This is a genomic window from Colwellia sp. 75C3 (genome assembly GCF_002836255.1).
Classification (GTDB): domain Bacteria; phylum Pseudomonadota; class Gammaproteobacteria; order Enterobacterales; family Alteromonadaceae; genus Colwellia.
This window is the reverse complement of sequence record NZ_PJAU01000032.1, coordinates 505,923-527,797: the sequence shown is the minus strand read 5'-3', so window position 1 is coordinate 527,797 and position 21,875 is coordinate 505,923. Positions and strand designations below refer to the sequence as shown.

The 21,875-nt window shown below is 38.8% G+C and carries 19 protein-coding genes; 14 read left to right on the top strand and 5 right to left on the bottom strand.

What is annotated here, in order from left to right; all coding sequences use genetic code 11:
- Positions 1–66 precede the first annotated feature (66 nt).
- From CXF85_RS04185 to CXF85_RS04160, 6 genes are read left to right on the top strand one after another with little or no spacing between them, the layout of a single operon-like run.
- Complete coding sequence (locus tag CXF85_RS04185) at positions 67–2,859, top strand: monovalent cation/H+ antiporter subunit A (RefSeq protein WP_101227244.1); 2,793 nt, start codon at positions 67–69, stop codon at positions 2,857–2,859.
- A complete protein-coding gene (locus CXF85_RS04180) occupies positions 2,859–3,206 on the top strand; it encodes a Na+/H+ antiporter subunit C (RefSeq protein WP_101227243.1) in 348 nt (115 codons plus the stop codon). The genes CXF85_RS04185 and CXF85_RS04180 overlap by 1 nt, the downstream gene beginning before the upstream one ends.
- Positions 3,203–4,720: a monovalent cation/H+ antiporter subunit D gene (locus CXF85_RS04175; RefSeq protein WP_101227242.1), complete on the top strand. Its 1,518-nt coding sequence runs from the start codon at positions 3,203–3,205 to the stop codon at positions 4,718–4,720. Before CXF85_RS04180 ends, CXF85_RS04175 begins: the two co-directional genes overlap by 4 nt.
- Positions 4,720–5,256 (top strand): Na+/H+ antiporter subunit E, encoded by a 537-nt coding sequence (locus CXF85_RS04170; protein ID WP_101227241.1) that lies wholly within the window; start codon positions 4,720–4,722, stop codon positions 5,254–5,256. The genes CXF85_RS04175 and CXF85_RS04170 overlap by 1 nt, the downstream gene beginning before the upstream one ends.
- On the top strand, positions 5,250–5,519 hold the full coding sequence (locus CXF85_RS04165; protein WP_101227240.1) for a K+/H+ antiporter subunit F: 270 nt from the start codon (positions 5,250–5,252) through the stop codon (positions 5,517–5,519). Before CXF85_RS04170 ends, CXF85_RS04165 begins: the two co-directional genes overlap by 7 nt.
- A 10-nt stretch (positions 5,520–5,529) precedes the next feature.
- Positions 5,530–5,862, top strand: coding sequence for a Na+/H+ antiporter subunit G (locus tag CXF85_RS04160; RefSeq protein ID WP_101227239.1), 333 nt, complete (start codon positions 5,530–5,532; stop codon positions 5,860–5,862).
- Positions 5,863–5,974: 112 nt separating this feature from the next.
- On the opposite strand, the gene CXF85_RS04155 is transcribed toward CXF85_RS04160, so the two are convergent.
- Positions 5,975–8,470 (bottom strand): S8 family serine peptidase, encoded by a 2,496-nt coding sequence (locus CXF85_RS04155; RefSeq protein WP_101227238.1) that lies wholly within the window; start codon positions 8,468–8,470, stop codon positions 5,975–5,977.
- Positions 8,471–9,272: 802 nt separating this feature from the next.
- On the opposite strand from CXF85_RS04155, the gene CXF85_RS04150 reads away from it, so the two are divergent.
- The 4 genes from CXF85_RS04150 to CXF85_RS04135 are packed head-to-tail and all read left to right on the top strand — an operon-like array spanning position 9,273 to position 12,426.
- Complete coding sequence (locus tag CXF85_RS04150; RefSeq protein ID WP_101227237.1) at positions 9,273–10,727, top strand: curlin repeat-containing protein; 1,455 nt, start codon at positions 9,273–9,275, stop codon at positions 10,725–10,727.
- A 56-nt stretch (positions 10,728–10,783) separates the two neighbouring features.
- Entirely contained in the window at positions 10,784–11,176 is a 393-nt protein-coding gene (locus tag CXF85_RS04145; RefSeq protein ID WP_101227236.1) for a CsgE family curli-type amyloid fiber assembly protein, read from the top strand.
- A gap of 43 nt (positions 11,177–11,219) precedes the next feature.
- Positions 11,220–11,636, top strand: coding sequence for a curli assembly protein CsgF (locus tag CXF85_RS04140; protein WP_101227235.1), 417 nt, complete (start codon positions 11,220–11,222; stop codon positions 11,634–11,636).
- Between the two features lie 4 nt (positions 11,637–11,640).
- Positions 11,641–12,426 carry a CsgG/HfaB family protein gene (locus CXF85_RS04135; protein ID WP_101227234.1) on the top strand — a complete coding sequence of 262 codons (786 nt, stop codon included), beginning with the start codon at positions 11,641–11,643 and terminating at the stop codon, positions 12,424–12,426.
- A gap of 139 nt (positions 12,427–12,565) precedes the next feature.
- Here CXF85_RS04135 and CXF85_RS04130 read toward each other — a convergent pair whose 3' ends face one another.
- Positions 12,566–13,270: a helix-turn-helix transcriptional regulator gene (locus tag CXF85_RS04130; protein ID WP_101227233.1), complete on the bottom strand. Its 705-nt coding sequence runs from the start codon at positions 13,268–13,270 to the stop codon at positions 12,566–12,568.
- 288 nt (positions 13,271–13,558) lie between these two features.
- Here CXF85_RS04130 and CXF85_RS04125 point away from each other — a divergent pair, with 288 nt between their 5' ends.
- From CXF85_RS04125 to CXF85_RS04115, 3 genes are read left to right on the top strand one after another with little or no spacing between them, the layout of a single operon-like run.
- Positions 13,559–14,089, top strand: a complete 531-nt coding sequence (locus CXF85_RS04125; protein WP_101227232.1) for an elongation factor P hydroxylase — start codon at positions 13,559–13,561, stop codon at positions 14,087–14,089.
- Positions 14,090–14,108: 19 nt separating this feature from the next.
- Entirely contained in the window at positions 14,109–15,272 is a 1,164-nt protein-coding gene (locus tag CXF85_RS04120; protein WP_101227231.1) for an ATP-NAD kinase family protein, read from the top strand.
- 48 nt (positions 15,273–15,320) lie between these two features.
- Positions 15,321–15,632: a YfcL family protein gene (locus CXF85_RS04115; RefSeq protein WP_101227230.1), complete on the top strand. Its 312-nt coding sequence runs from the start codon at positions 15,321–15,323 to the stop codon at positions 15,630–15,632.
- A 92-nt stretch (positions 15,633–15,724) separates the two neighbouring features.
- Here the strand turns inward: CXF85_RS04115 and CXF85_RS04110 are convergent, their stop codons facing one another.
- From CXF85_RS04110 to mnmC, 3 genes are all read right to left on the bottom strand, one after another.
- Positions 15,725–16,552 carry a type IV pili methyl-accepting chemotaxis transducer N-terminal domain-containing protein gene (locus CXF85_RS04110; RefSeq protein ID WP_198555479.1) on the bottom strand — a complete coding sequence of 276 codons (828 nt, stop codon included), beginning with the start codon at positions 16,550–16,552 and terminating at the stop codon, positions 15,725–15,727.
- A gap of 164 nt (positions 16,553–16,716) precedes the next feature.
- Positions 16,717–17,799 carry an ABC transporter substrate-binding protein gene (locus CXF85_RS04105; RefSeq protein WP_157829017.1) on the bottom strand — a complete coding sequence of 361 codons (1,083 nt, stop codon included), beginning with the start codon at positions 17,797–17,799 and terminating at the stop codon, positions 16,717–16,719.
- Positions 17,800–17,997: 198 nt separating this feature from the next.
- Positions 17,998–20,106 carry an FAD-dependent 5-carboxymethylaminomethyl-2-thiouridine(34) oxidoreductase MnmC gene (gene mnmC, locus CXF85_RS04100; RefSeq protein ID WP_101227227.1) on the bottom strand — a complete coding sequence of 703 codons (2,109 nt, stop codon included), beginning with the start codon at positions 20,104–20,106 and terminating at the stop codon, positions 17,998–18,000.
- 524 nt (positions 20,107–20,630) lie between these two features.
- On the opposite strand from mnmC, the gene fabB reads away from it, so the two are divergent.
- Complete coding sequence (gene fabB, locus CXF85_RS04095; RefSeq protein WP_101227226.1) at positions 20,631–21,842, top strand: beta-ketoacyl-ACP synthase I; 1,212 nt, start codon at positions 20,631–20,633, stop codon at positions 21,840–21,842.
- Positions 21,843–21,875: the final 33 nt, after the last annotated feature.

Here is a 21,875-nt window from a genome sequence, read left to right as displayed (position 1 = left end):
TTGACATATTATGTCTATATCACTCGATATCATTACTTCTCGTTAAAAATATAAAAGGTTTACGCTATGACTTTGCTTTGGATACCCTTGTTATCCTTATTTGGCAGTATTATTTCTTCAATGACGGGGAAGTTAACACGTAATCAAGCGACTGGTTTGACGATGTTAATGCCTATCATCGCATTATGCATGACGATAAGCTTAGCGCCCGCAGTGTTCTCTGGCGAGGTTATTCGTGACACCTTTTCGTGGATCCCTTTACTCGGTATCGATATCGCCTTTCGTTTAGATGGCTTAGCGCTGCTGTTTGTTTTTATGATTTTAGGCATTGGCATATTAGTTATCTTTTATGCCCGTTATTATCTAAGTAATAATGACTCTATGCCGAAGCTTTATGCTTATTTAATGTTATTTATGACGGCGATGCTTGGTCTTGTCATGTCGAATAATATTATCCAACTCTGGTTTTTTTGGGAGCTGACTAGCATTAGTTCGTTTTTATTAATTAGCTATTGGTGGCATAAACCCGAAGCACGTAAAGGCGCAATAATGGCCTTAACTGTCACGGGCGGAGGAGGCCTAGCATTACTTGCTGGCTTGCTGTTATTGGGGAATATTGTTGGTAGCTATAATTTAGATGTTATTTTAGCTAGCAAAGAGATTATTCAAGCCCATGATTGGTACGAAGTCACCTTAATATTAATTCTACTGGGTGCGTTTACTAAGTCCGCACAGTTTCCTTTTCATTTTTGGTTACCCCATGCAATGGCAGCGCCAACACCGGTAAGTGCTTATTTGCATTCTGCCACTATGGTAAAGGCGGGCATCTTCTTATTAGCGCGCTTTTATCCCGCTTTAGCGGGTACTGACATATGGTTTATTATTGTTAGTTTAACTGGCTTGGCGACACTATTATTTGGCGCTTACGTGGCGTTATTTAAACATGATTTAAAAGGTTTATTAGCCTATTCGACTATCAGTCATTTAGGTTTGATCACCTTATTATTCGGTTTGGATACAAAGCTTGCGGCAGTAGCTGCTATTTTCCATATTATTAATCACGCAATCTTTAAAGCCTCTTTATTTATGGCGACGGGTATTATCGACCATGAAACGGGTACCCGTGATATGAGAAAGCTTAATGGTATGTGGAAATTTATGCCTTATACGGCAACGCTTGCTATGGTTGCGGCGGCGTCGATGGCAGGTGTGCCACTATTAAATGGTTTCTTGTCCAAAGAAATGTTTTTTACTGAGACCTTAGATCAACAACTGCTTGGCTCAATGTCTTGGCTAATTCCTATATTGGCAACCGTTGCAGGTGCTTTAGCGGTAGCGTATTCAGCCCGCTTTATTCATGACGTTTTCTTTAATGGTGATCCGGTTGATTTACCTAAACAACCCAGTGAGGCACCTCGTTATATGCGCGTGCCAATTGAGATACTTGTGGCTTTATGTTTACTTGTGGGCATATTTCCAGGAATTGTCATTGATGATATTTTAAAAGCGGCGTCCTTTGCTGTATTGGGTGGTTATGTTCCTGAGTTTGAAGTTGCCCTTTGGCATGGTTTTAACTTACCACTGTTAATGAGTGGCATAGCGGTAGCGGGTGGTTTATTGCTGTATACACAGCGCCGTTACCTTTTCCAATTTCAAGCGTCATTACCGACATTGGACGCCAAATACGTATTCGATGCCTCAATTAATGCGATTACAAAGTGGTGCCAAGTTCAGGTAAACGTTATAGAGAATGGCTCATTACAACGCTATTTAATGCTGATATTTGTAGTGGTGTTACTTTTTGCAGGTTGGCCCTTATTTGAAATGAACCAATTGAGCGGGCAAAAACAACTCACGCCAATTGATGTTCATAATGCTATGGGTGCAGCGTTGTTAATGGTTGGTGCAATTAGTACTGTGATTTGGTATCGCTCACGTGTGGTATCATTATTGATGCTCTCAGTTGTGGGTTTAATGGTGTCAGTTGCCTTTACTCGATTCTCTGCACCCGATCTAGCCTTAACGCAATTAACCGTTGAAGTAGTCACCATCATTTTACTGATGCTGGCATTATTTTTCTTACCACAACACTCACCAAAAGAGTCAAGCTCTGTACGAGTGGTACGTGATGTAGGGATTTCTGCTGCTTTGGGTATTGTTGTTGCGAGTATTTGCTATGCATTAATTACCCGTCCACTTGAGTCTATTTCAGACTTTTTCTTAGCTAATGCTAAAACAGGTGGCGGTGGTACTAACGTTGTTAATGTTATTTTGGTCGATTTTCGTGGCTTTGATACTTTAGGTGAAATTTGTGTACTGGGTATTGCCGCGTTAGGTATTTATAAGTTATTAGTCAACTTACCCTTGTTGATGCCTACTAGTGATAGTGAAGGGCGTCCATGGGCGAAAGAGCGTTATCCTCTTTTATTAGCCAGTATTTCTCAGTCGTTACTGCCGTTGGCATTAATGGTGTCGTTTTATATTTTCCTACGTGGACATAATTTGCCAGGCGGCGGATTTATCGCTGGTTTAGTGACAGCGGTTGCCTTTATTTTACAATATATAGCCCATGGCTCAGACTGGATTGCTGAGCGCTTAACCATTAATTACCGCAAGATTATTGCCTCAGGCATTGCTATCGCGTTATTCACTGGGGTAGGTAGTTGGTTCTTTGAAAGGCCTTTCATGACAACTTGGTTTGATTACTTTGATATTCCTTTTATTGGTGAAATTGAACTCGCCAGTGCCTTGATATTTGATGTAGGTGTTTATATTACGGTGGTTGGTGCGACATTAATGATTTTGGCAAGTCTTGGTCGATTAACCGTTAATGCGCAGAAAGAAGAGGTGAATGTTTAATGGAATTACTTTACGCATCCTGCGTTGGGCTTTTAGTGTCTTGTGGCGTATTTTTAATACTACGCGCTAGAACGTTCACCGTGGTATTAGGGTTAACGATGCTTTCTTATGCAGTTAATTTATTTTTGTTCTCTTCTGGACGACTTAGCCTAAATCAGGCCGCAGTACTTGGTTACAGTTCAGAATATGCTGATCCACTGCCACAGGCTTTGGTGTTAACCGCGATTGTTATCGGTTTTGCTATGACTGCTTTTGTGGTTATTTTAGCCATTAGAGGCCGTTCAGATTTAGGTAGTGACCATGTAGATGGCGAGCTTCCTGACAAAAATAAAAAGGTCAAAGTATGATCCAGAATTTGACATTTTTACCTATTTTATTACCTATGTTGGCCGGTGTTCTTTTATTAATGCCACCTTTAGGCAGTAAAACAACGAGCAGAAGAATTACTTCTGTTGTACTTAGTGCCATTACCTTTTTAGCTTCAGTGGTTTTATTACTGAAAGTGCAAGCTGACGGTATTCAAGTTTATGCTATTGGTGATTGGAGCGCGCCTTTTGGTATTGTTTTAGTCGCCGATCAATTATCTACATTACTCGTTTGTTTAACCACGTTACTCGGTTTTGTCTGTACTTTATATGCAAGTGCGGGAGATGATGAAAAAGGAAGCTTTTTTCATCCATTGGTACACTTTTTAATTTTAGGGGTTAACGGCGCATTTTTAACCGGTGATGCTTTTAATCTGTTTGTATTTTTCGAAGTATTGTTGATTGCCTCGTATTCATTGTTAATGCACGGTGGTGACAAAAAAAATACCCGCGCTGCTTTACACTATGTAATTTTGAACCTTGTTGGCTCTGCTGTTTTCTTGATTGCTTTAGGCATTTTATATGGTGTGCTAGGTACACTGAATATGGCTGATATGGCGCAAAAAGTAGCACTTCTACAAGGTGACGATGTTTACCTCGCTAAAATTGGTGGGTTATTGTTGCTGGTGGTGTTTGCTTTAAAGGGCGCCTTGTTACCGTTACATTTATGGTTACCCAATACTTATTCGTCTGCGATGCCTGTTGTCGCTGCATTGTTTGCGATTATGACAAAAGTAGGCGTGTACTCAATGATGCGTGTTTATACGCTAATTTTTGGTGATGAAGCGGGTGAGTTGAGTCATATGGCGCAAAGTTGGTTGTGGTGGTCAGCACTGGCCACTATTGCTTTGGGCGTAATGGGTGTTTTAGCAAGTAAAGATTTAAGAAAATTAACGGCTAATTTGGTGATTATATCGGTCGGAACTCTAGTTGCACTCGTTGCGGTACAGAGCGTCGAAGCAAGCTCTGCAGCTATATATTACTTAGTTCACTCAACCTTGGTCACCGCGGCACTATTCCTACTAGCTGATTTAATTGGCCGTCAACGCGGTAATGTTGCTGACAGTATTACTGCAGGTCCTCCAGTCTCTCAGCCGAGATTACTTGGGGTTTGTTTTTTGATTGCAGGTATCGCTGTAATAGGTATGCCGCCACTGTCTGGCTTTATTGGTAAAGTGTGGCTGCTTAAAGCGACATTAAATGCCGAGTATAGCATGGTGTTTTGGCCACTCTATTTATTGGCAAGCCTAGCGATAATGGTTGGTGTGACTAAAGCCGGTAGCACTATTTTTTGGCATCATCAAGATAAGGTCACAGAAAGTGTTGAGCAAACACGTGTACATCCAGCGCAGCTAGCGGCATTAATTATTCTTGTTTCTGGTGCGCCATTGATGACTATTTTTGCCGGACCATTAAGTGAGTATGCTATCGGTGCAGCGACCCAGCTACATGATTTTAATAACACTATTAAAATCATCCTGTCAGGAGGCAAGTAATGCGCATAGAAGCAAAATTTAAATGGCTACCTACGCCTTTAAGAAGCCTTTTATTATTCCTAGTATGGTTGTTGTTAAATAACAGCGTATCAGCTGGGCATATTGTTTTGGCTGTTATTTTAGCCATCGTGATCCCTTTAGCTACTAGCCCCTTTAGAACTAAGCAGCCATTAATTTTAAAGCCGGGTTTAGCGTTACGTCATTTAATGTTGGTTTTATATGACATTATTACGGCGAATGTTCAGGTGGCTATTTTGATATTAGGACCGAATAATAAACTAACCCCAGGCTTCGTTAAGGTACCGCTTGATTTAACGCAAAGTCTGCCAATTACTATCTTGGCCAGTACGGTGTCATTAACACCGGGTACCGTCAGTGCTGAAGTATATCCTTGGGCAGAGTCTTTAACTGAAGGTGAAGAACCAGAAGAGCGATTTTTACTGATACATGTGTTAGATCTTAAAGATGAACAGGCCTTAATAAACACAATTAAGCAGCGTTATGAAGCGCCTCTTAAGGAGATATTTCAATGTTAGAAACGGTGATTTTAATTGTCTTTGCAATGATAGGTGTGTCGTTGTTATTAAATATATGGCGCTTATTAATCGGGCCTTCAGTACCCGATAGAATACTGGCACTCGATACTATGTATATCAATACCATTGCCTTGATCATCTTGTACGGCATGAGTTCGGGAACTACGTTGTATTTTGAGGCGGCATTGTTGATCGCTATGTTAGGTTTTGTAAGTACCGTTGCAGTATGTAAGTACTTGCTACGCGGCGACATCATAGAATAAAGGATAGATTATGACTGAATGGATTATTTCAATACTATTATTAATTGGCGGATCTTTTGTACTCGTTGGCTCTATTGGTTTAGTGAAAATGCCTGATTTTTATATGCGGCTTCATGGGCCAACTAAAGCAACCACATTGGGCATGGCTTCCTTGTTAACTGCTGCCATGGTCTTTTTTAGCACCACACAAGCAGGCTTTAGCGTAAAAGAAATACTCATTTCGCTATTTCTATTACTAACGGCACCGGTTAGTGGTTATATGATGATTAAGTCGGCTATTCATCATAAGCTTGAAAGTATAGAGCGCACTCAAGGCAAAGATAACATCGAAGATGATGTTTAATGTTTTGTTAATATTTGTTCGAATATAAAAAATCCCTAACGGTTTTAATCGTTAGGGATTTTTTTAAAGCTAATGTTAATTTATCCCCGGCTAACCTTCAGCTAAATAACGCTTAGAAGTTAACTGTTACTTCATTTGAACAAGCTGATGTTGCATCACAGACTTGGTAAATGAATTGGCTAGCTTCAGTGCGACGTTCGCGGTCACGGTAAATACCGGCATTTTCAACGGTATCAATTTTTACACCATTACGGAAGATATCTACCATATCTGCTGTAGTACCATCCCAAGTAATATCTACACGTAAACGACCTAAGCGAGATTTGTAAGCACGTTTAACCGTTGCTTCAATGCTGGTTGATGAAACACTTACCAACATTGTTTCGCTGCTGGTTAAACCTTCACTATCAGTCACTGTCAGCGTAACGTCGTAGTTACCCGTTTCAGCGAAAACGTGTACAGGGTTTTGCTCAGTCGATATTGCTTCGTCACCAAAGTTCCAATCCCAGCTAACGATATCGTCATTTCTATCTGAACTACTATCAGTAAACGTTGCGCTTAGTTGGTCTGCTTCATAAGTGAAACTTGCCTCTGGTGCACTAGGTAGTGCTTCACCAATACCGGTAATGGTAATTGCCCAGTTGTTTAATGAGCCGGTATCACCCGCAGCATCATCAGTAACGCTCAATACCCAGTCACCAGTGGCTACTTCGCCATTGAATGCAGCTGAACTAAAGGTGCTATCAATGTTATCGTCGCTGCCACCTGAAGCATTGTGTAATGTTGCCGAAGTTCCCGCTGGAGAGGTTAACATTACGGTTAAGTCACCTATCCAAGTATGGGTGATATTTACATAAACATCAGAGGCAAACACCGTAATATCATCTGCAATATTAATGACTGAAGTAATACCAGCACCATCGTTATCTGGAATATTAACGACGGTATCATTACTGTAGGTAAATTCGTTTAAACCTTGTGGATTAACCATTAAGCGAACGGTCGCTGTTTTAACTAAGTCACCACTGGTTGCTGTTACTTCAAAAGTATAATCGCCCCATTGTGTTTCGTCTGTGGTTGGTACGGTTAGTTCAAATGTAGCACCAGGGGTTGCCGTATCTGTTGATAGTGTTGCTCCACCTAAAGAGTCAACTAAAGTTAACATAACTTCGCCATCCCATTCGGCAACTGAACCGACATCAAAACTGTAAGTTGCCGTTTCGCCTGCGACAACAGTGCTTGAGCTTGGTGTTGCTTTAAGAGTAAATCCTGGTGTGGGATCAGCATCGTCTAGCGCATTTTTAACGTTTAAGCGTTTACCTGATGCCGTTTTTCCGGCAAGTGCGGCATTGTCATCACCTGAGTTCATCAATAACGCTTTCATTTCAATAGCGCTGAGTTCAGGGTTCACTGACCATGCTAATGCAGCGGCACCCGTAACATGTGGCGTGGCCATTGAAGTACCTGAGTATGATGCATAACTACCACCGGGTACTGTCGATAAAATGTCTGAGCCTGGAGCACCTAAATCAACGGTGGTTAAACCCCATTGTGAGAAACCAGACATGCTATCAGTATGCGTTGTACTTGCTACAGATAACACTGAATCATGTGGGTAACCAGAAGGGTAGCTGCTTTGTGCATCGTTATCATAGGCATCGTTACCGGCTGCTGCGACAAATAATATGTCAGCTTCTTCAGAAGAGGTGATAGCGTCAGAAAGTGCTTGGCTGAATCCACCTCCACCCCAACTGTTGTTTGTGGCACGTACATTTACGCCATTATTTTTCAAATCAACAAAGTAATCAATACAGGTTAATGCATCCGAAAGGCTACCTGAACCAGATGAATCAAGGAACTTACAGCCAATAATTGAAACATTGTGGTTAACACCTACCACGCCTAAAGCATTGTTACCTGTTGCCCCGATAGTCCCTGAAACATGACTACCATGTCCTTGATCATCCATCGGATCACCAGCACCGGTAATAGCATTGATACCATGAATATCATCAACAAAGCCATTGCCGTCGTTATCAATACCATCGCCAGCTATTTCTGCTGAGTTCGTCCAGATATTTGCCATTAAATCGGGGTGAGTATGATCAACACCGGTATCAATTATACCAACAATTACATCATGACTACCGGTTGAAATATCCCATGCTTCAGGTGCGTCGATATCAGCATCAGCAACACCACCGGTTTGTCCGGTATTGTTCATGCCCCAAAGATCGGCGAAGCTGCTATCGTCTGGCATCACGCTGGCATTAACAATGTAGTCAGGCTCTGCATATAAAACCGCTGGATTTTTACGTAATTTTTCAAGAGCATTTTTTACAGAAACACCATTAAGGCTAAATTTAGCAATACGGCCTTTTTTCAAGTTACGATATTTATCATCGACTTCATCATTGTTTAAATCAGAAATTCTCGCTTGAACAATGTTACGCGCATTGCGACGGTCAAGTTTAGATGCGCCATCTTTATAGACGACAATAACAGAGTCTGATTTATAACTAGGGCTTTGGGCTGAGCTGAGCGCTATTGATGCATTCGCCAATACGGGGATTAGCGCTAATGTTAAGGCTGATAATTTTGCTTTCATTTTTTTGCTCCATGTTTTATTTAATATCATGTGTAAAGTATTTTTAACCTAGTGGTATTTACTAGGCGGTATTTTTATATTTTAACTTTTCTACTTACTATGGATTTTTGCAACCTTATTACTTTAATCACAAAAATAGGGTGGTGACTATAGAAAGAGAATAAACACGACTTTTTCATGACTTTAAATATACATTTAACGCGTTTTTACTACTTTTTTACTACTTTTTTACTACTTTTTTATCGTTTGTTATTATTGGGTTTTAACTAGTCCTTTTGTATTGCTTTTTTGAGTGTGACATTGATTTTATTATTGTCTTTATCGGATTTTAGGTTTTAAGTGTGTGTTTTTATTGTTTTTGTTGTTAATACTAAAATAGGGTGATTTTTATTATTAAGAAAATGTTGTAGAGTTTTTAGCGCAACGTACTAAAGCTAACTAAAATTATGTTTGGAAAGTTTAGGTTTGTGGGAGCAATCTAAGCGAAGTGCTTATTTATCATTGTTTAGTGGTGGTAATAAGTTGAAGTAAGACGAGTTAAATTAGTTTTACATCCATCGATAAGCGCAGTTAGCGTAGTGATCTAGTAGAGGCATTTACCGTTAAGCCTTTAAATAGCGCTACAACATTATTTTAATAATACTACTGGTTTTTTAAATCATACTATTCGTTATTGTTTCTAAAACTACTATGGAAAGACGAAAGCACCATAAGCAGGTAATACAATAAACTGCTTATCTATTAATAATAATATTTGTGAGTTAACTTTTACTTACATAAAACAAAAAGATAGGGATATATTATGAAATTTAATAAATCAATAATAACTTGTGCTGTTGTTATGGCACTCGGTTTAAGTCAAACAGCTTTCGCAGCTGAAGAAACTAAAGAAGAAAAAGCAGAAGTTGTTATTCAGTCTGATCTGATGATTAATGCAATAGGCAATGTGATTATGCTGTCACAAACGTCTACCGAAGGGACTAATGTTGGTAATGAAACGACTATCTTCCAAGAAGGTGATGTAAACGGTGCTGGTTTTACTGTCGTCGGTGAAGGCAATGTCGCTGAGATAATCCAAGTAGGTTCAGAGAATGTAGCTGTTGGTACTTATATTGGCAATAATAATGCGCTGTACGTTGAACAAGATGGTGAAATTAACGAAACAGAAAACAACGTAACAGGTGATGAAAATAGTATTGAAGTGACCCAAATTGGTGCCGGCTATTTAGGTATTGGTAGTCGTGCGATCAATGACGTTGTTGGTGATGGTAACGAAATTATTATCGACCAAGGTGAAGGCGGTCATTGGGCCATTAATGCTGAAGTAATAGGTGCTGATAATACTATTGAGGTTGTGCAAGATGGCCTATGGAATGAAAGTTACTTAAATAGTATTACCGGTGATAACAATGCCATTGAAGTTACTCAAGATGGTTATTGGAATGTTGCGACTATCACTGCCATTGAAGGTGACGCTAACGAATTGTCTATTGATCAGGACGGTGACCGTAACAAGGTGACTATTGCTGAAATTTCAGGTGATGAAAACGAAATCTCTATCGATCAAGAAGGTAATACCAATATTGTAGAGTCTGCAATTTATACGGGTATGGCTAATTCGGTCGATGTCATGCAAAACGGTAATGATAACAATGCTAGTTTTGATGCTATCGGTGATGATAACGAGTTTAACTTTACCCAAGTTGGTGACAATAACAGTAGTTATATTGCCACTATTGGTATGAATAATGAATACAGCTCTGTGCAAGTGGGTGACTTAAATGAAAGCCACGTGATCAACTTTAACGGTAATGATAATGACATTGACGTGATGCAATCTGGATCTGAAAACGTTGTTGTTTTGCAAGCTTCAGATGATAACAATGAACTGATTACCAGTGAAAATGACATTGATATTTCTCAAACTGGTTTTGCTAACGACGCTGTTATTATGTTGAGTACTATTCTTGATAGCAACGCAAATACTATTGATATTGCACAAAACGGTGAGTTGAACGCATTAGATATTTTAGTTGAAGGCAGTAATCATCAAATTGGTATTGAGCAAATTGGTGATGAAAACTTAATCACAGGTGAAGGTGGTGACACTATGCTTATTGGTGGAGATAGTATTGCATTCAACGTAAGCCAAATTGGTAACGGTAACATTGTTGAAGGATCATTTATTAGTGATTCGGGCGCTGTTTCTATTACACAAGTAGGTGATTGGAATACTGCCGTTATTGTTCAGCAATAATTACTTGTTATAACGTTTGAATAAGGGGCTTAAGGCCCCTTTTTATCTAAGATTATATGCCTAAATATATATGCCTATGCGTAGTAACCCTCACCTTATTATTTACTCCTTTGTGCCAAGGTACCAGCGAAGTAGAAATAGGAGGCTTGCTACTTGATAATACCAAGAGTCGTTTAGGTCATGATTTTTATCATGAGTTCAGTCAATTATGGCGAGATATTCCAAATACCGAAGGTATCAATGTTCAAATAATTGAACAAATTGTACCCAGGGCAGGTACTCGCCTTAGTCTACGTCTGAACGGTCGAATCATTTATTTTACCCATTTTGGCCGACGCCAATCATCCGTTAAAAAAAAAGTAGAACAAGCGATATTTATATTGATTGATGCCATGAAAAAGTCTCAATACCATCAAGACAACATTGATATGGTAGGAGATGGTTGGTAGTAATAAATAGATTAATGCGTTTGGTATAATTAAGGGAGTCATAATGAAAAGATTAATTTTAGCATTAGTGGTGCAAGTGAGTATCAGTGGTTATGCACTGGGCTCTGAGCTCGTTTACAAACCAATAAATCCAAGTTTTGGTGGTAACCCGCTAAATGGCAATTTTTTGTTAGGTAAAGCACAGGGACAAAATAAACATAAAGCGCCTCAAAGTACCAAAAGTTTTGAAGAAAAAGTTGCTAATGCCATTGAACGAGCAACCATCAGCGATATTGTTCGTAAGTATAAAGAGTCGGTATTAGGCGAAAGTGCGGCAGTAAATCCCCCTGAAGATAGCACTTTTATTAGTGGCGATTATCAAATTGATATTTTATCGTCTAATAGTGACACCATCACGATTGAAATAATTGATTTATTAACAGAAAAAGTGACCATAATTGAAATACCTAAGTTTGGATAAGCCAATGAAGATAATTATGGCCATGGGCCTTATCAGCCTGTTGTCGGCCTGCAGTGCGCTTAATTCACCAAGCAATCTATTTCCGCCAGACAAGTCGTTAGCAACGAAAATGATGCCACTAGAAAGCTTTAAAGAACTCAAGGCATTACCTAAACCTAAAGGTGCAATACCTGTTTCTGTTTATGCTTATCGAGACCAAACAGGGCAATACAAACCGCAAGCGAATGTAAGTTCATTTTCTACTGCGGTAACACAGGGGGCAACGTCTATTCTGATGCAAGCATTAAGTGATTCTGACTGGTTTTTACCCGTTGAACGCGAAGGTTTACAAAATGTATTAACGGAGCGAAAAATTACCCGTGCGGCTAATCAAGCCAATAAAGCCACAGAAAATATTGAATTACCACCACTGACAACAGCAAAGATATTACTTGAAGGTGGCATTATCAGTTATGACTCTAATACCAAAACCGGTGGTTTTGGTGCGGAATATTTTGGTATTGGTGCTTCAGAACTTTATCGTGAAGATCAAATTACTGTATATATGCGCGCGGTGGACGTACGTACAGGGCAAGTATTGGTGTCAGTATCAACCAATAAAAAAGTATTGAGCCAAGAACTAAGGGCTGGCTTTTTTCGTTATGTTAGCTTCAAACGTTTAGCTGAAGTTGAAGGGGGCTTTAGTGACAATGAACCTATGCATGTTTGTGTGCAACAAGCGATTGAAAAGGCCATTACTGAATTAGTGAAAAAAGGCATAAAGAAAAAAGTTTGGCGTGCTGATACTTAATCCGCAGGGGTCTATTTTAGTGTAGGCTACCTCCCATTTTATAATTTACCTAAGTAATATAAATTATAAAAAAATCAATAAAAAAGCCAGTGAGTAATCACTGGCTTTTTTGTATTTTATTTTTGTATTTTACATTATATTAATTGATACTAACGGCATAATTTTGTGTCCAACTAATCAGCTCTATACGGTTTCGAGAACTGGTTTTTCGAAAAATACTGTAGAGATGGGTTTTTACTGTATTAGGACTGATGTGAAGCTGGTCGGCAATTTCTTGATTTTTTGCACCACAGGAAACTAAGCCTATAATAGTGTTTTCTCGCCGTGTAAGGCTAGGTACGTTTATTGCTCGCTGATTTGGGCGGGCGGGCAGTCGGTTTGCTCTGTTCTCTTTAATAAGCAGGTCATTCAATGCACTATCCATTGTTTCTCTTTTAAACCATCGTTCATTTTTTTGTAATTTTGTGATACCACGTAAGATTATATCAAGGCCTTCATTTAGATAAAAAATACCAGCAAGACCTGATAATAACAGCTGCTTTTCATCGTATTTATTCTTTTGAGCATTAAAAAATACAGTACGTGCGTTACAGACTATTTTCTGAATTGCTAAGGGAATTTCATTACCCCAGTTGCTATTATATAAATCAATAAAAATTAAATTATAACTCTTGCTTTGGGCAACATCGGGCATTGTTTTTTCTACTGTTGTATCAATATCACAGGTTTGAACTAAGCCAGTAAAGTGGCTAATAGAATGGTGAAGTTCTCCTGTGGAGATATTATTTTCTCCGCCACTTATTAAAAAAAATGCTTTGAGTTTAGCGTTATTAATTAAGCCCATATATTATATCTTCCTTGATGATAATTTTTATCTTTTTTAGAAACTGACACTAGTGTTAATTAGTACCATGATACATTCATCATAAGCTATTTATATTTACATAAATTTAACAAGTTTTGTGGGTTAGGCTATGAAACAGTGTTTTTCGCGTTAATGTAGTGTTGCTGAACGGCTTCGGTGAGACTAATTGGAATATGCTATTTCTCGACAAGTGCTTTTATAAAAATAGCCAGTGCATGCACCCAGCCTTTTAGTTAGAATACGTTTTTCATTTTTACTGCACTGCGCATGTCCTATCAATATCAAGATTTAATCCGTATTTTTAATCACACCTTTAGTACCAGCATGAATACTCAGTTGGTAAAAGGGGATGATGAGCCTTTATATGCTCCTATAAGTGAAACGTGTGAATATCATCGCATTATTTTTGCTCATGGATTTTTTGCTAGCGCTTTACATGAAGTGGCACATTGGTGCCTGGCTGGGGATTCTCGGCGTTTATTGGAAGATTTTGGTTATTGGTATATTCCAGATGGTCGTGATCAAGCTCAGCAGCTTAAATTTGAACAAGTAGAAATTAAACCACAAGCAATAGAGTGGGCACTGTGTGTTGCGGTCGGGAAAAAATTTGAAGTTTCGGTAGATAACTTATCTGGCACAGGAAATACCTGTCGTGCTGCATTTAGATTGGCGGTTTATCAGCAAGTAGAAATCTATTTAAGCACCGGCTTCCCCCGTGATGCACAAGTATTTATCGCAGCGTTGGCCGATTTTTATCAAACGCCATTACCATTAAACCGTATGCACTTTACGTTATAGTAAAAAACAGAGACAGACCATGAAAAAATTTAAACTCGGTTTTATAATCAACCCTATTGCGGGCATAGGTGGCAGTGTTGCGCTCAAAGGTAGTGATGGCATGGTAATGCATGCGTTAGCATTAGGCGCTAAACCACAAGCTAATACGCGGGCGAAGTTGGCCCTTGAGGTCTTATTACCTTACCAAGATGACATCGTTATCTATACTGCCAATGCGCTGATGGGAGAGCAATGTGCCCGTGAGTTAGGTTTTAAGGTCGAAGTGCTTTATCAAGCAAAAAATAAGCACACCCAAAGTGATGACAGTCAATTAGCAGCAGAAGCTTTATTAGTCCATGGCGTGGACATTATATTATTTGCTGGCGGTGATGGTACCGCTCGAGATATTGCCAATGTAGTTGCCAGTGATGATGATTATCAACCGGTTCCTGTGTTAGGTATACCAGCAGGTTGTAAGATTCATTCGGGTGTTTATGCGATTACACCAAAAGCCGCAGGTCGCATTATTGAATTGATGGTCACTAAGGAATTAGTGACCTTAACGACTGGTGATGTCATGGATATAGACGAGAGTCTATTTAGGCAAGGTATCGTCAAAGCAAAGCGCTATAGCGAGATGAAAATTCCGAGTGAACTGCGTTATGTGCAAGCCGTTAAATCAGGCGGAAAAGAAAGTGATGAACTTGTACTACAAGATATCGCAGCTAATGTTATCGAAGAAATGAACGACCATGAAGATAGACAATTTATTATTGGATCTGGATCTACTACCGCATTTTTAATGAGTGAGTTAGCCTTAGATAATACCTTACTCGGTGTCGATATTGTCAGCGAGCAATCACTGGTAGCTTCAGATGTCACCGAAGTAGAACTCTATAAAGCAATTATCAATTACCAAGGTATCAGTAAGCTTGTCATTACCTTAATAGGTGGGCAAGGACATGTATTTGGTCGTGGTAATCAGCAATTAAGTCCTCGTATTATTCGTACAATCTTAGCGCAGCCAGGAGGTAGTGATAATATTACTATTTTGGCAACTAAGGCTAAATTAGAAGCTTTAGCAAATAAACCATTGATTAGTGATACCGGTGATAGTGAGCTTGACCAACAGCTTTCTGGATTTATGCCAATAACTACTGGCTATAAAGACCAAGTGCTTTACCCACTTGCTAGCCCTCAATAATATTAATTCGTAGATTAACTTTAACTTAACTTTCTCAAGTGAAAATATATGCCAACTAACTCAAGTAACACCACCCTTTCAAACAAACAGCTGACTACCGTGGCTGACTTTTACCAGTATCTAGATGGTTTATTCGACCTTGATGATACTGACAGTGATACTTTATTTGCCAGCGGTTATATGCGCGGATTTCTTTCTTTAGTTGCGACAGAATTTGGTGATGAGAATCAGCTTGTTTCTGCTGATTTGGTGAAGGCCGTTACTCAGAAGGCGATGCAAGCTAAAGCTGAATTATCACCGCAAGATTACGCTATAGTCTCCAACTTTTGGTTGGAAATTCAAAAGAAGTTTGTGCTTTAATCTTAGGATAATACTTTAGCTATTGTCCTGTATTAATGAGGGCTATATTAACGGTACTTCCTAAACCTTTTAGGAAGTACGCTTGTTTTTATTTAATTTGCAGGTCTTATCCAGCTAGAGTATTTAGTTTGCGCAATACTTTCTACCTCATATAACGACGTTATATTATTCATGTCTTTTAGCATTGACTCACTGACAACTTTAATGGTTTTGGGGGAGAAGCGTCCCTTGTTAGCGCCATTAAATTTAGTTTTATAAAAACTCCATTGATTATTCACTTCTTGTAAGGCTTCTTTAATTTCGGCATTGTTTTCTTTCGCTGATATTAATTGCGTTAATGCTTGGCCAAATTGTCTTGATGTTTTGTGCATCTCTTGTTGGAATACTTTTTCTTGTACACCAGAATGACTCGCAAAATAGAGCATCGCTAGACGTTGAGAAAGCATACGTTGTCGACCCGATACATTAATCAGGTGATCGCTATGAGAACGAGAGTTTTTCTCTAAACTCAACACTAAAGCATGTGCAGATTTTAGTAACAAAGTACTCCTATCAACAACTTGCGCTGTTTGCTCTTTATTTGCATCGCTTAAGACAAATTGACGAAAGGCATACCAGTTATTTTTTAACTTTTTCAGCGCTAATTTTGATTCAGGATGAGTAATTGAATGATTCAGCTTAAATAAGTTTTCTTCAAAGAGTGCTGAGCTTTCATCAAGCTCATCAGCAGCGGCTTGTGCATCAATATCTTGACTGAGTAAGATATAATTTTTAGCCATACGTTGAGATAACATGCGCTGTAAGCCAGCTTGGTTTATCGATTGAGAGAGGTTTAGTTGTTGGGCGATTACTATTTTTGAACTACTGATAAACAGTAAGGTTGATGCGATTAAAATACTGGGTAATAAAGTGACTTTCATGTCAAAAACTCCTATTAGTAAATATAGGAGTACCATAGTGAAATTATAGAAGTCAGGGGTTGATTTAGCTCAAGCTTGTTTGAATAATATCAATATTAATCAATATTAATCAATATTAATCAATATTTATAAATAAGAGGTTAGTAGTTGATAATGCTTTAGTTTTAATGAGACTTGTCTAGTATTTCTAATATGCTGAATGAGGTTAAGCTGTCATTGTTTTGATAAAGTAGTGCTAGTTTCTTAAAACTCACTTGAGAAAGCCTATCAGTTTGAAGCAGTTTAATATGGTGGCTGATATTTTTCTGAGTAATCAGAGAAAGCTCAAAACTATTATGCTGTCCATTAACAAAAATATTATGACTGATACCCTGTTCTTCATTATAAATGGCTATTATCGCTAGAGCGCCCATCATGAAATGGCCCCCTATACTGGCTGATAATTTTTTATTGTAGATGCTATTTATTCCTTTTGGGGTCCAATCGAAACCACCAATAAGAATATCAACACCCACCTTTTTACCACTGTCCTCAATAGCTTTGACTGCACCTAACGCCATATGATCAGAAGCACACCAAATAATATTTATGTTTGGGTAGCGTTGCAGGAGTTTATGTGTTTTTTTATAGGCATCTTCATAAGACCATCCAGCATGAACAATTTGTGTTAAGTGGGCACCACTTTCGTAAATAGCCTTTTGTAAACCACTATTGCGCAAAGATGATTCTGAACCATGGTGACCGCTGATACCAGCGACGATAGGTTTTTTGTTAGCCTTTTTAGCTAGATTAATGAGTCCCTTTGCTAAAAGGTATCCTGCGCTGGCGTTATCAAAGTATATCTCCCCTAGCCAGTTTTTATATATTTCACCTGGATCCCCAATGATATTCTTTTCTTCTTTAGTTATGGTTTGCTCTAGGGTGATTACTTTTACTTTTACTTTTACTTTATGCTGCTGCATGAAATCCATACTGACTTTGGCATTACCTGGATAATTTATTAAGATAATGTAGTCGGGGGCTGGGTTTTTATTAAAATATTTTTTGAGCTCTTCTAATTGAAAAAATCGCGTGCCGTGGCCGTGAATTATCGTTAAATTAATATCTAGCTCAACGGCTGCTTGCTCAGTGATTACTTCTATTTTTTGCCAGAAAGGATCATTTTCAATTGATGGGTTGACTAATAAAACGTGAATTTTATCGGGGGCGTTGTTTATGGTGATATCTGCTTTATTTGCCCAAGTCATATGACAAAAAAAGCTAGTTATAAATACAAATATTAACAAAGCGTTTTGAGCGAATCGGCTAATACTTGTGTTTAGTATGTTGAGGATTTTGACCATCATGAGCGATAAAAACCGAGTGAGTCTTATCTACAGAATAGACCATCTTTATAGTAACCGGATTCATTCTCGCTAAGGGATCGAAAATTAATTCGATCGGCCTTACTGAGGAATTTTCCTTTTGATAATATCTCTGATGATGAAACGGTTCGGACTTAAGTTAAATATCATTTGATTGTCCATGGGGTAAGGGGTGTTGCATAACTCGGCTGTTAAAATGTCTGCAGCCAATGGCGCTGAACACAAACCTCGGGCACCAAGCCCTAGCAGTACGTAGAGATTATCTATACACGGCGGCGCTTCGCTATATTTCCAATTCTTATCTTTGCCTAAATGAGAGTAAGTTTGGATATGTTCATTAATTTTGGGTACTGCTCCTACCAGAGGTAAGTGGTCTTGTGACATGCAACGCAGTCTCGCTTTACTCGACGAAATATCTTCTTCTTGCCAAGCAATAGTTGACGATAACTCAGGCAAGCATTTAGCTAACATATTTAAGTTGTAGTGATCGTCCGCTGTGTCAGTGTTTAAATTAGTATCATTTTTTTGAAATGTTGCGCCTATGCAGTGAATGCCTTTATTTTCAGGCGTTAAGTAACCCTTATGGCAAATAACAGTCGATAGCTTATTTATCTGTTTATTACTTGTCATACTTGTTATCTGGCCACGTGTAGCTGTAAGCGGTAGCGGTTTAAGCTGTTCAATTTCAATCGAATCAGCACCACCACATATAACCAGTACACTCGCGTCAAATTCACCTTGGTTACTGTATATACGCCATGATTTATTGTGTTCACTTGGGCTTGTGTTGGGACTAGTGTTTGAACTGGTCTTAACACTAGTATTAGTGACCTGCTGTATTTTAGTGATATGCGTATCGGTTAGTATAGTTAAGCGGTTAGTCGCTTGAGCGGCTTTAAAAATGTTTTTTACTAACTCTTGCGGCGATATCCAGCCCGCATTGGGCATGAAAAGACCACCGTACGGTAAGTTTATATTTGCATGGTCGCTGGCTTGTTTAGCATTGACGCCATGGATGAGGTCCCTAGGCCAGGTATTAAGTTGTTCAAATGCTTGTTGCCTATTAACTAATGCTTCTTTGTAAGATACTTCTAATAAACCACACCACTGATGCGCAAATGAAAAACCTTGCTCTGCAATCTCAGTATATAACGCTTTAGCACGCCAAAATGCTTGCTGGTAAAAAGAACTTATATCATCTTTTTGTTGGTGCAATAACGGATATAAAGCGCCAATCGCATTACTTGAACCGCCCTGAGCGAGTGAGGCATCTTTACAATATAGCGTAACGTCTATTCCTTGTTTTGTTAATGCATAAGCGGCACAAGCCGAAGCGATGCCGCCGCCAAGAATACTGACATGCTGGGGTTTGATGATGGCAGGTCTTAAACGGTAGCCCTTAGTTGTTAGCGGGTTACTTTGCATTATCGCAAAAACAAACTCGGTCTTTTTATCTTGCGCTGATCGTTGTTCAAGTCTAAAGCCGATATCGCGTAATTGTTTTTTAATAATGTCCGTAGCGGATAATGTAGTCAGTGTTGCTTGTTCTTTTGAAAGCCTATTTATTTGAGACAATACATCCTTATAGCACTGTGCATTATTTATTGCAGAGTTTAGCTCAGAGCTCTTTTCAGGGGAAATACCATTTAGGTACCAAGCATCCACTAAGCCGCTCTTTGAACTTCTTAGTGAAGATAAGCCATTGACGGGATCATCAAATAGTAGCGTTAAACGTACCTGGTCATTTAAGAATGTTGCTTGAAACTCTTGACCAAACTGCTCAACAGGACATTGGGGATAGTCATTAGTCAGTACTAAGGCCAATTCTTGTAGTTGCGGCAATAACGACAGCGATTGAACTAATTGCTCTTTTGATAACGGGCACTGCTCAACACTAATGTAATGTAACGGCGCTAGCTGAGTAACAGAGGTTTGTTGTGCATTTTGGTACGCCTGTAAGGTTAATAAAAAATTTAACCCTGTTCCAAAAGCTGTTTCAGCCACCGTAAATGTTTGCTTAGCATCTTGTAAACGGTGTTTTATTTGATTATTGTGAATAAATACTAAATCATTCTGTTGATAGTTTGACTCGCTATCCAAATATGTCTCATCAAAACGCGGGCAATCAGAAATACGCTCTTCTTGGTTGGCTAATTTATTGCTATTATCTGTTTTATCTGGTTTTTTCATGAAATAATCTTTAAGTAGAATGACAGTGCTGGTGAATGATTTAGATAGGTTACCTCAGTTATTTTACCCGAAATATTGATATTGATCAGAAAATAACGATAGTTTAATAAAAATGTCATAGATATATAAGAATGGATGTCATATTATAGTGTACAAGTGTACGCTGGTTTATGTTGTGGTAATACCAAACGGATTAATTAATTGACCAACTTAGAGCTTTAGTAGCGAGCTTAGAACAAACAAAATGGGTTAAACATAGTTATTCTATATTTAATGCATTTTGTGATGTTATCAGTTTGCTACTGAACTCCCAAAGGGCGAGTTTAAAAGGTTTATATGCGGCGTTATTGATTTTGACAAGGGAATAACCATTCTCTTCAATCAAGGCCTTGCCTCTAAACCTTTTCATTCTCGCTAAGTGACCAATAAATTAGTCCGATTGGTATAAACAACTAGTAATACCAGTTCAATGGCTATTACCTGTATAATAGCGCAAAATTTTACAATTATAGATGGTTAGTTAAATGAAACGTGTCGTAATAACAGGCTTAGGTATAGTCTCAAGTATTGGTAACAATGCTGATGAAGTATTAGCCTCATTAAAAGCTGGTAAATCAGGTATTTCTCATTCTGAAAGTTTTGCAGAGCAAGGTCTACGTAGTCAAGTTTGGGGTAAGCCTGAGATTGAAACTAAAGATTTCATTGACCGTAAAGCCATCCGTTTTATGGGTGATGCTGCAGGTTATGCTTATATTGCAATGGATCAAGCTGTTAAAGATGCAAAATTAACTGAAGATCAAGTATCAAACTTCCGTACTGGTATTGTTGCTGGCTCTGGTGGCGCTTCATCTGAAAACATCGTTGCTTCAACTGATACGCTTCGTAACCGTGGTATTCGTCGTGTTGGTCCTTATGCAGTACCAAAAACTATGGGAAGCACAGTATCTGCTTGTTTAGCAACGCCTTTTAAAATTAAAGGTGTTAACTACTCAATAAGTTCAGCTTGTGCAACAAGTGCTCATTGTATTGGTAATGCGATGGAGCTTATTCAATTAGGCAAACAAGATATCGTTTTTGCTGGTGGTGGTGAAGAAGTTCATTGGTCACTTGCTATGATGTTTGATGGTATGGGGGCTTTATCAGCGGGTCGTAATGATACGCCTGAATTAGCTTCACGTACCTATGATGCAGACCGAGACGGTTTTGTTATTTCTGGCGGCGGCGGTATGGTTGTTGTTGAAGAATTAGAGCATGCTCTTGCACGTGGCGCTCACATATACGCTGAACTTGTAGGCTATGGCGCAACCTCTGATGGTTATGACATGGTAGCTCCAAGTGGTGAAGGCGCAGTTCGTTGTATGCAACAAGCAATGCAAGGTGTTGAAGGTAAACTTGATTACTTAAATACTCACGGAACTTCTACACCGGTTGGTGATGTTAAAGAATTAGGCGCAATTCAAGAGTTATTTGGTGAAGATTCACCAGCAATTAGTGCGACTAAAGCAATGACAGGTCATGCATTAGGTGCCGCTGGCGTTCACGAAGCTATTTACTCAATATTAATGATGGAAAACAACTTTGTTGCTCCTTCAATTAACATTGATAATTTAGATGAGAAAGCACAAGGCTTAGATATTGTTACTGAAAAACGTGATGTTGAGCTAAACCTTGTTATGTCGAATAGCTTTGGTTTTGGCGGTACTAATGCCACATTAGTAATGCAAAAATATAAATAAACGTAGATTATTAAGATCTACTGACTACTTAGA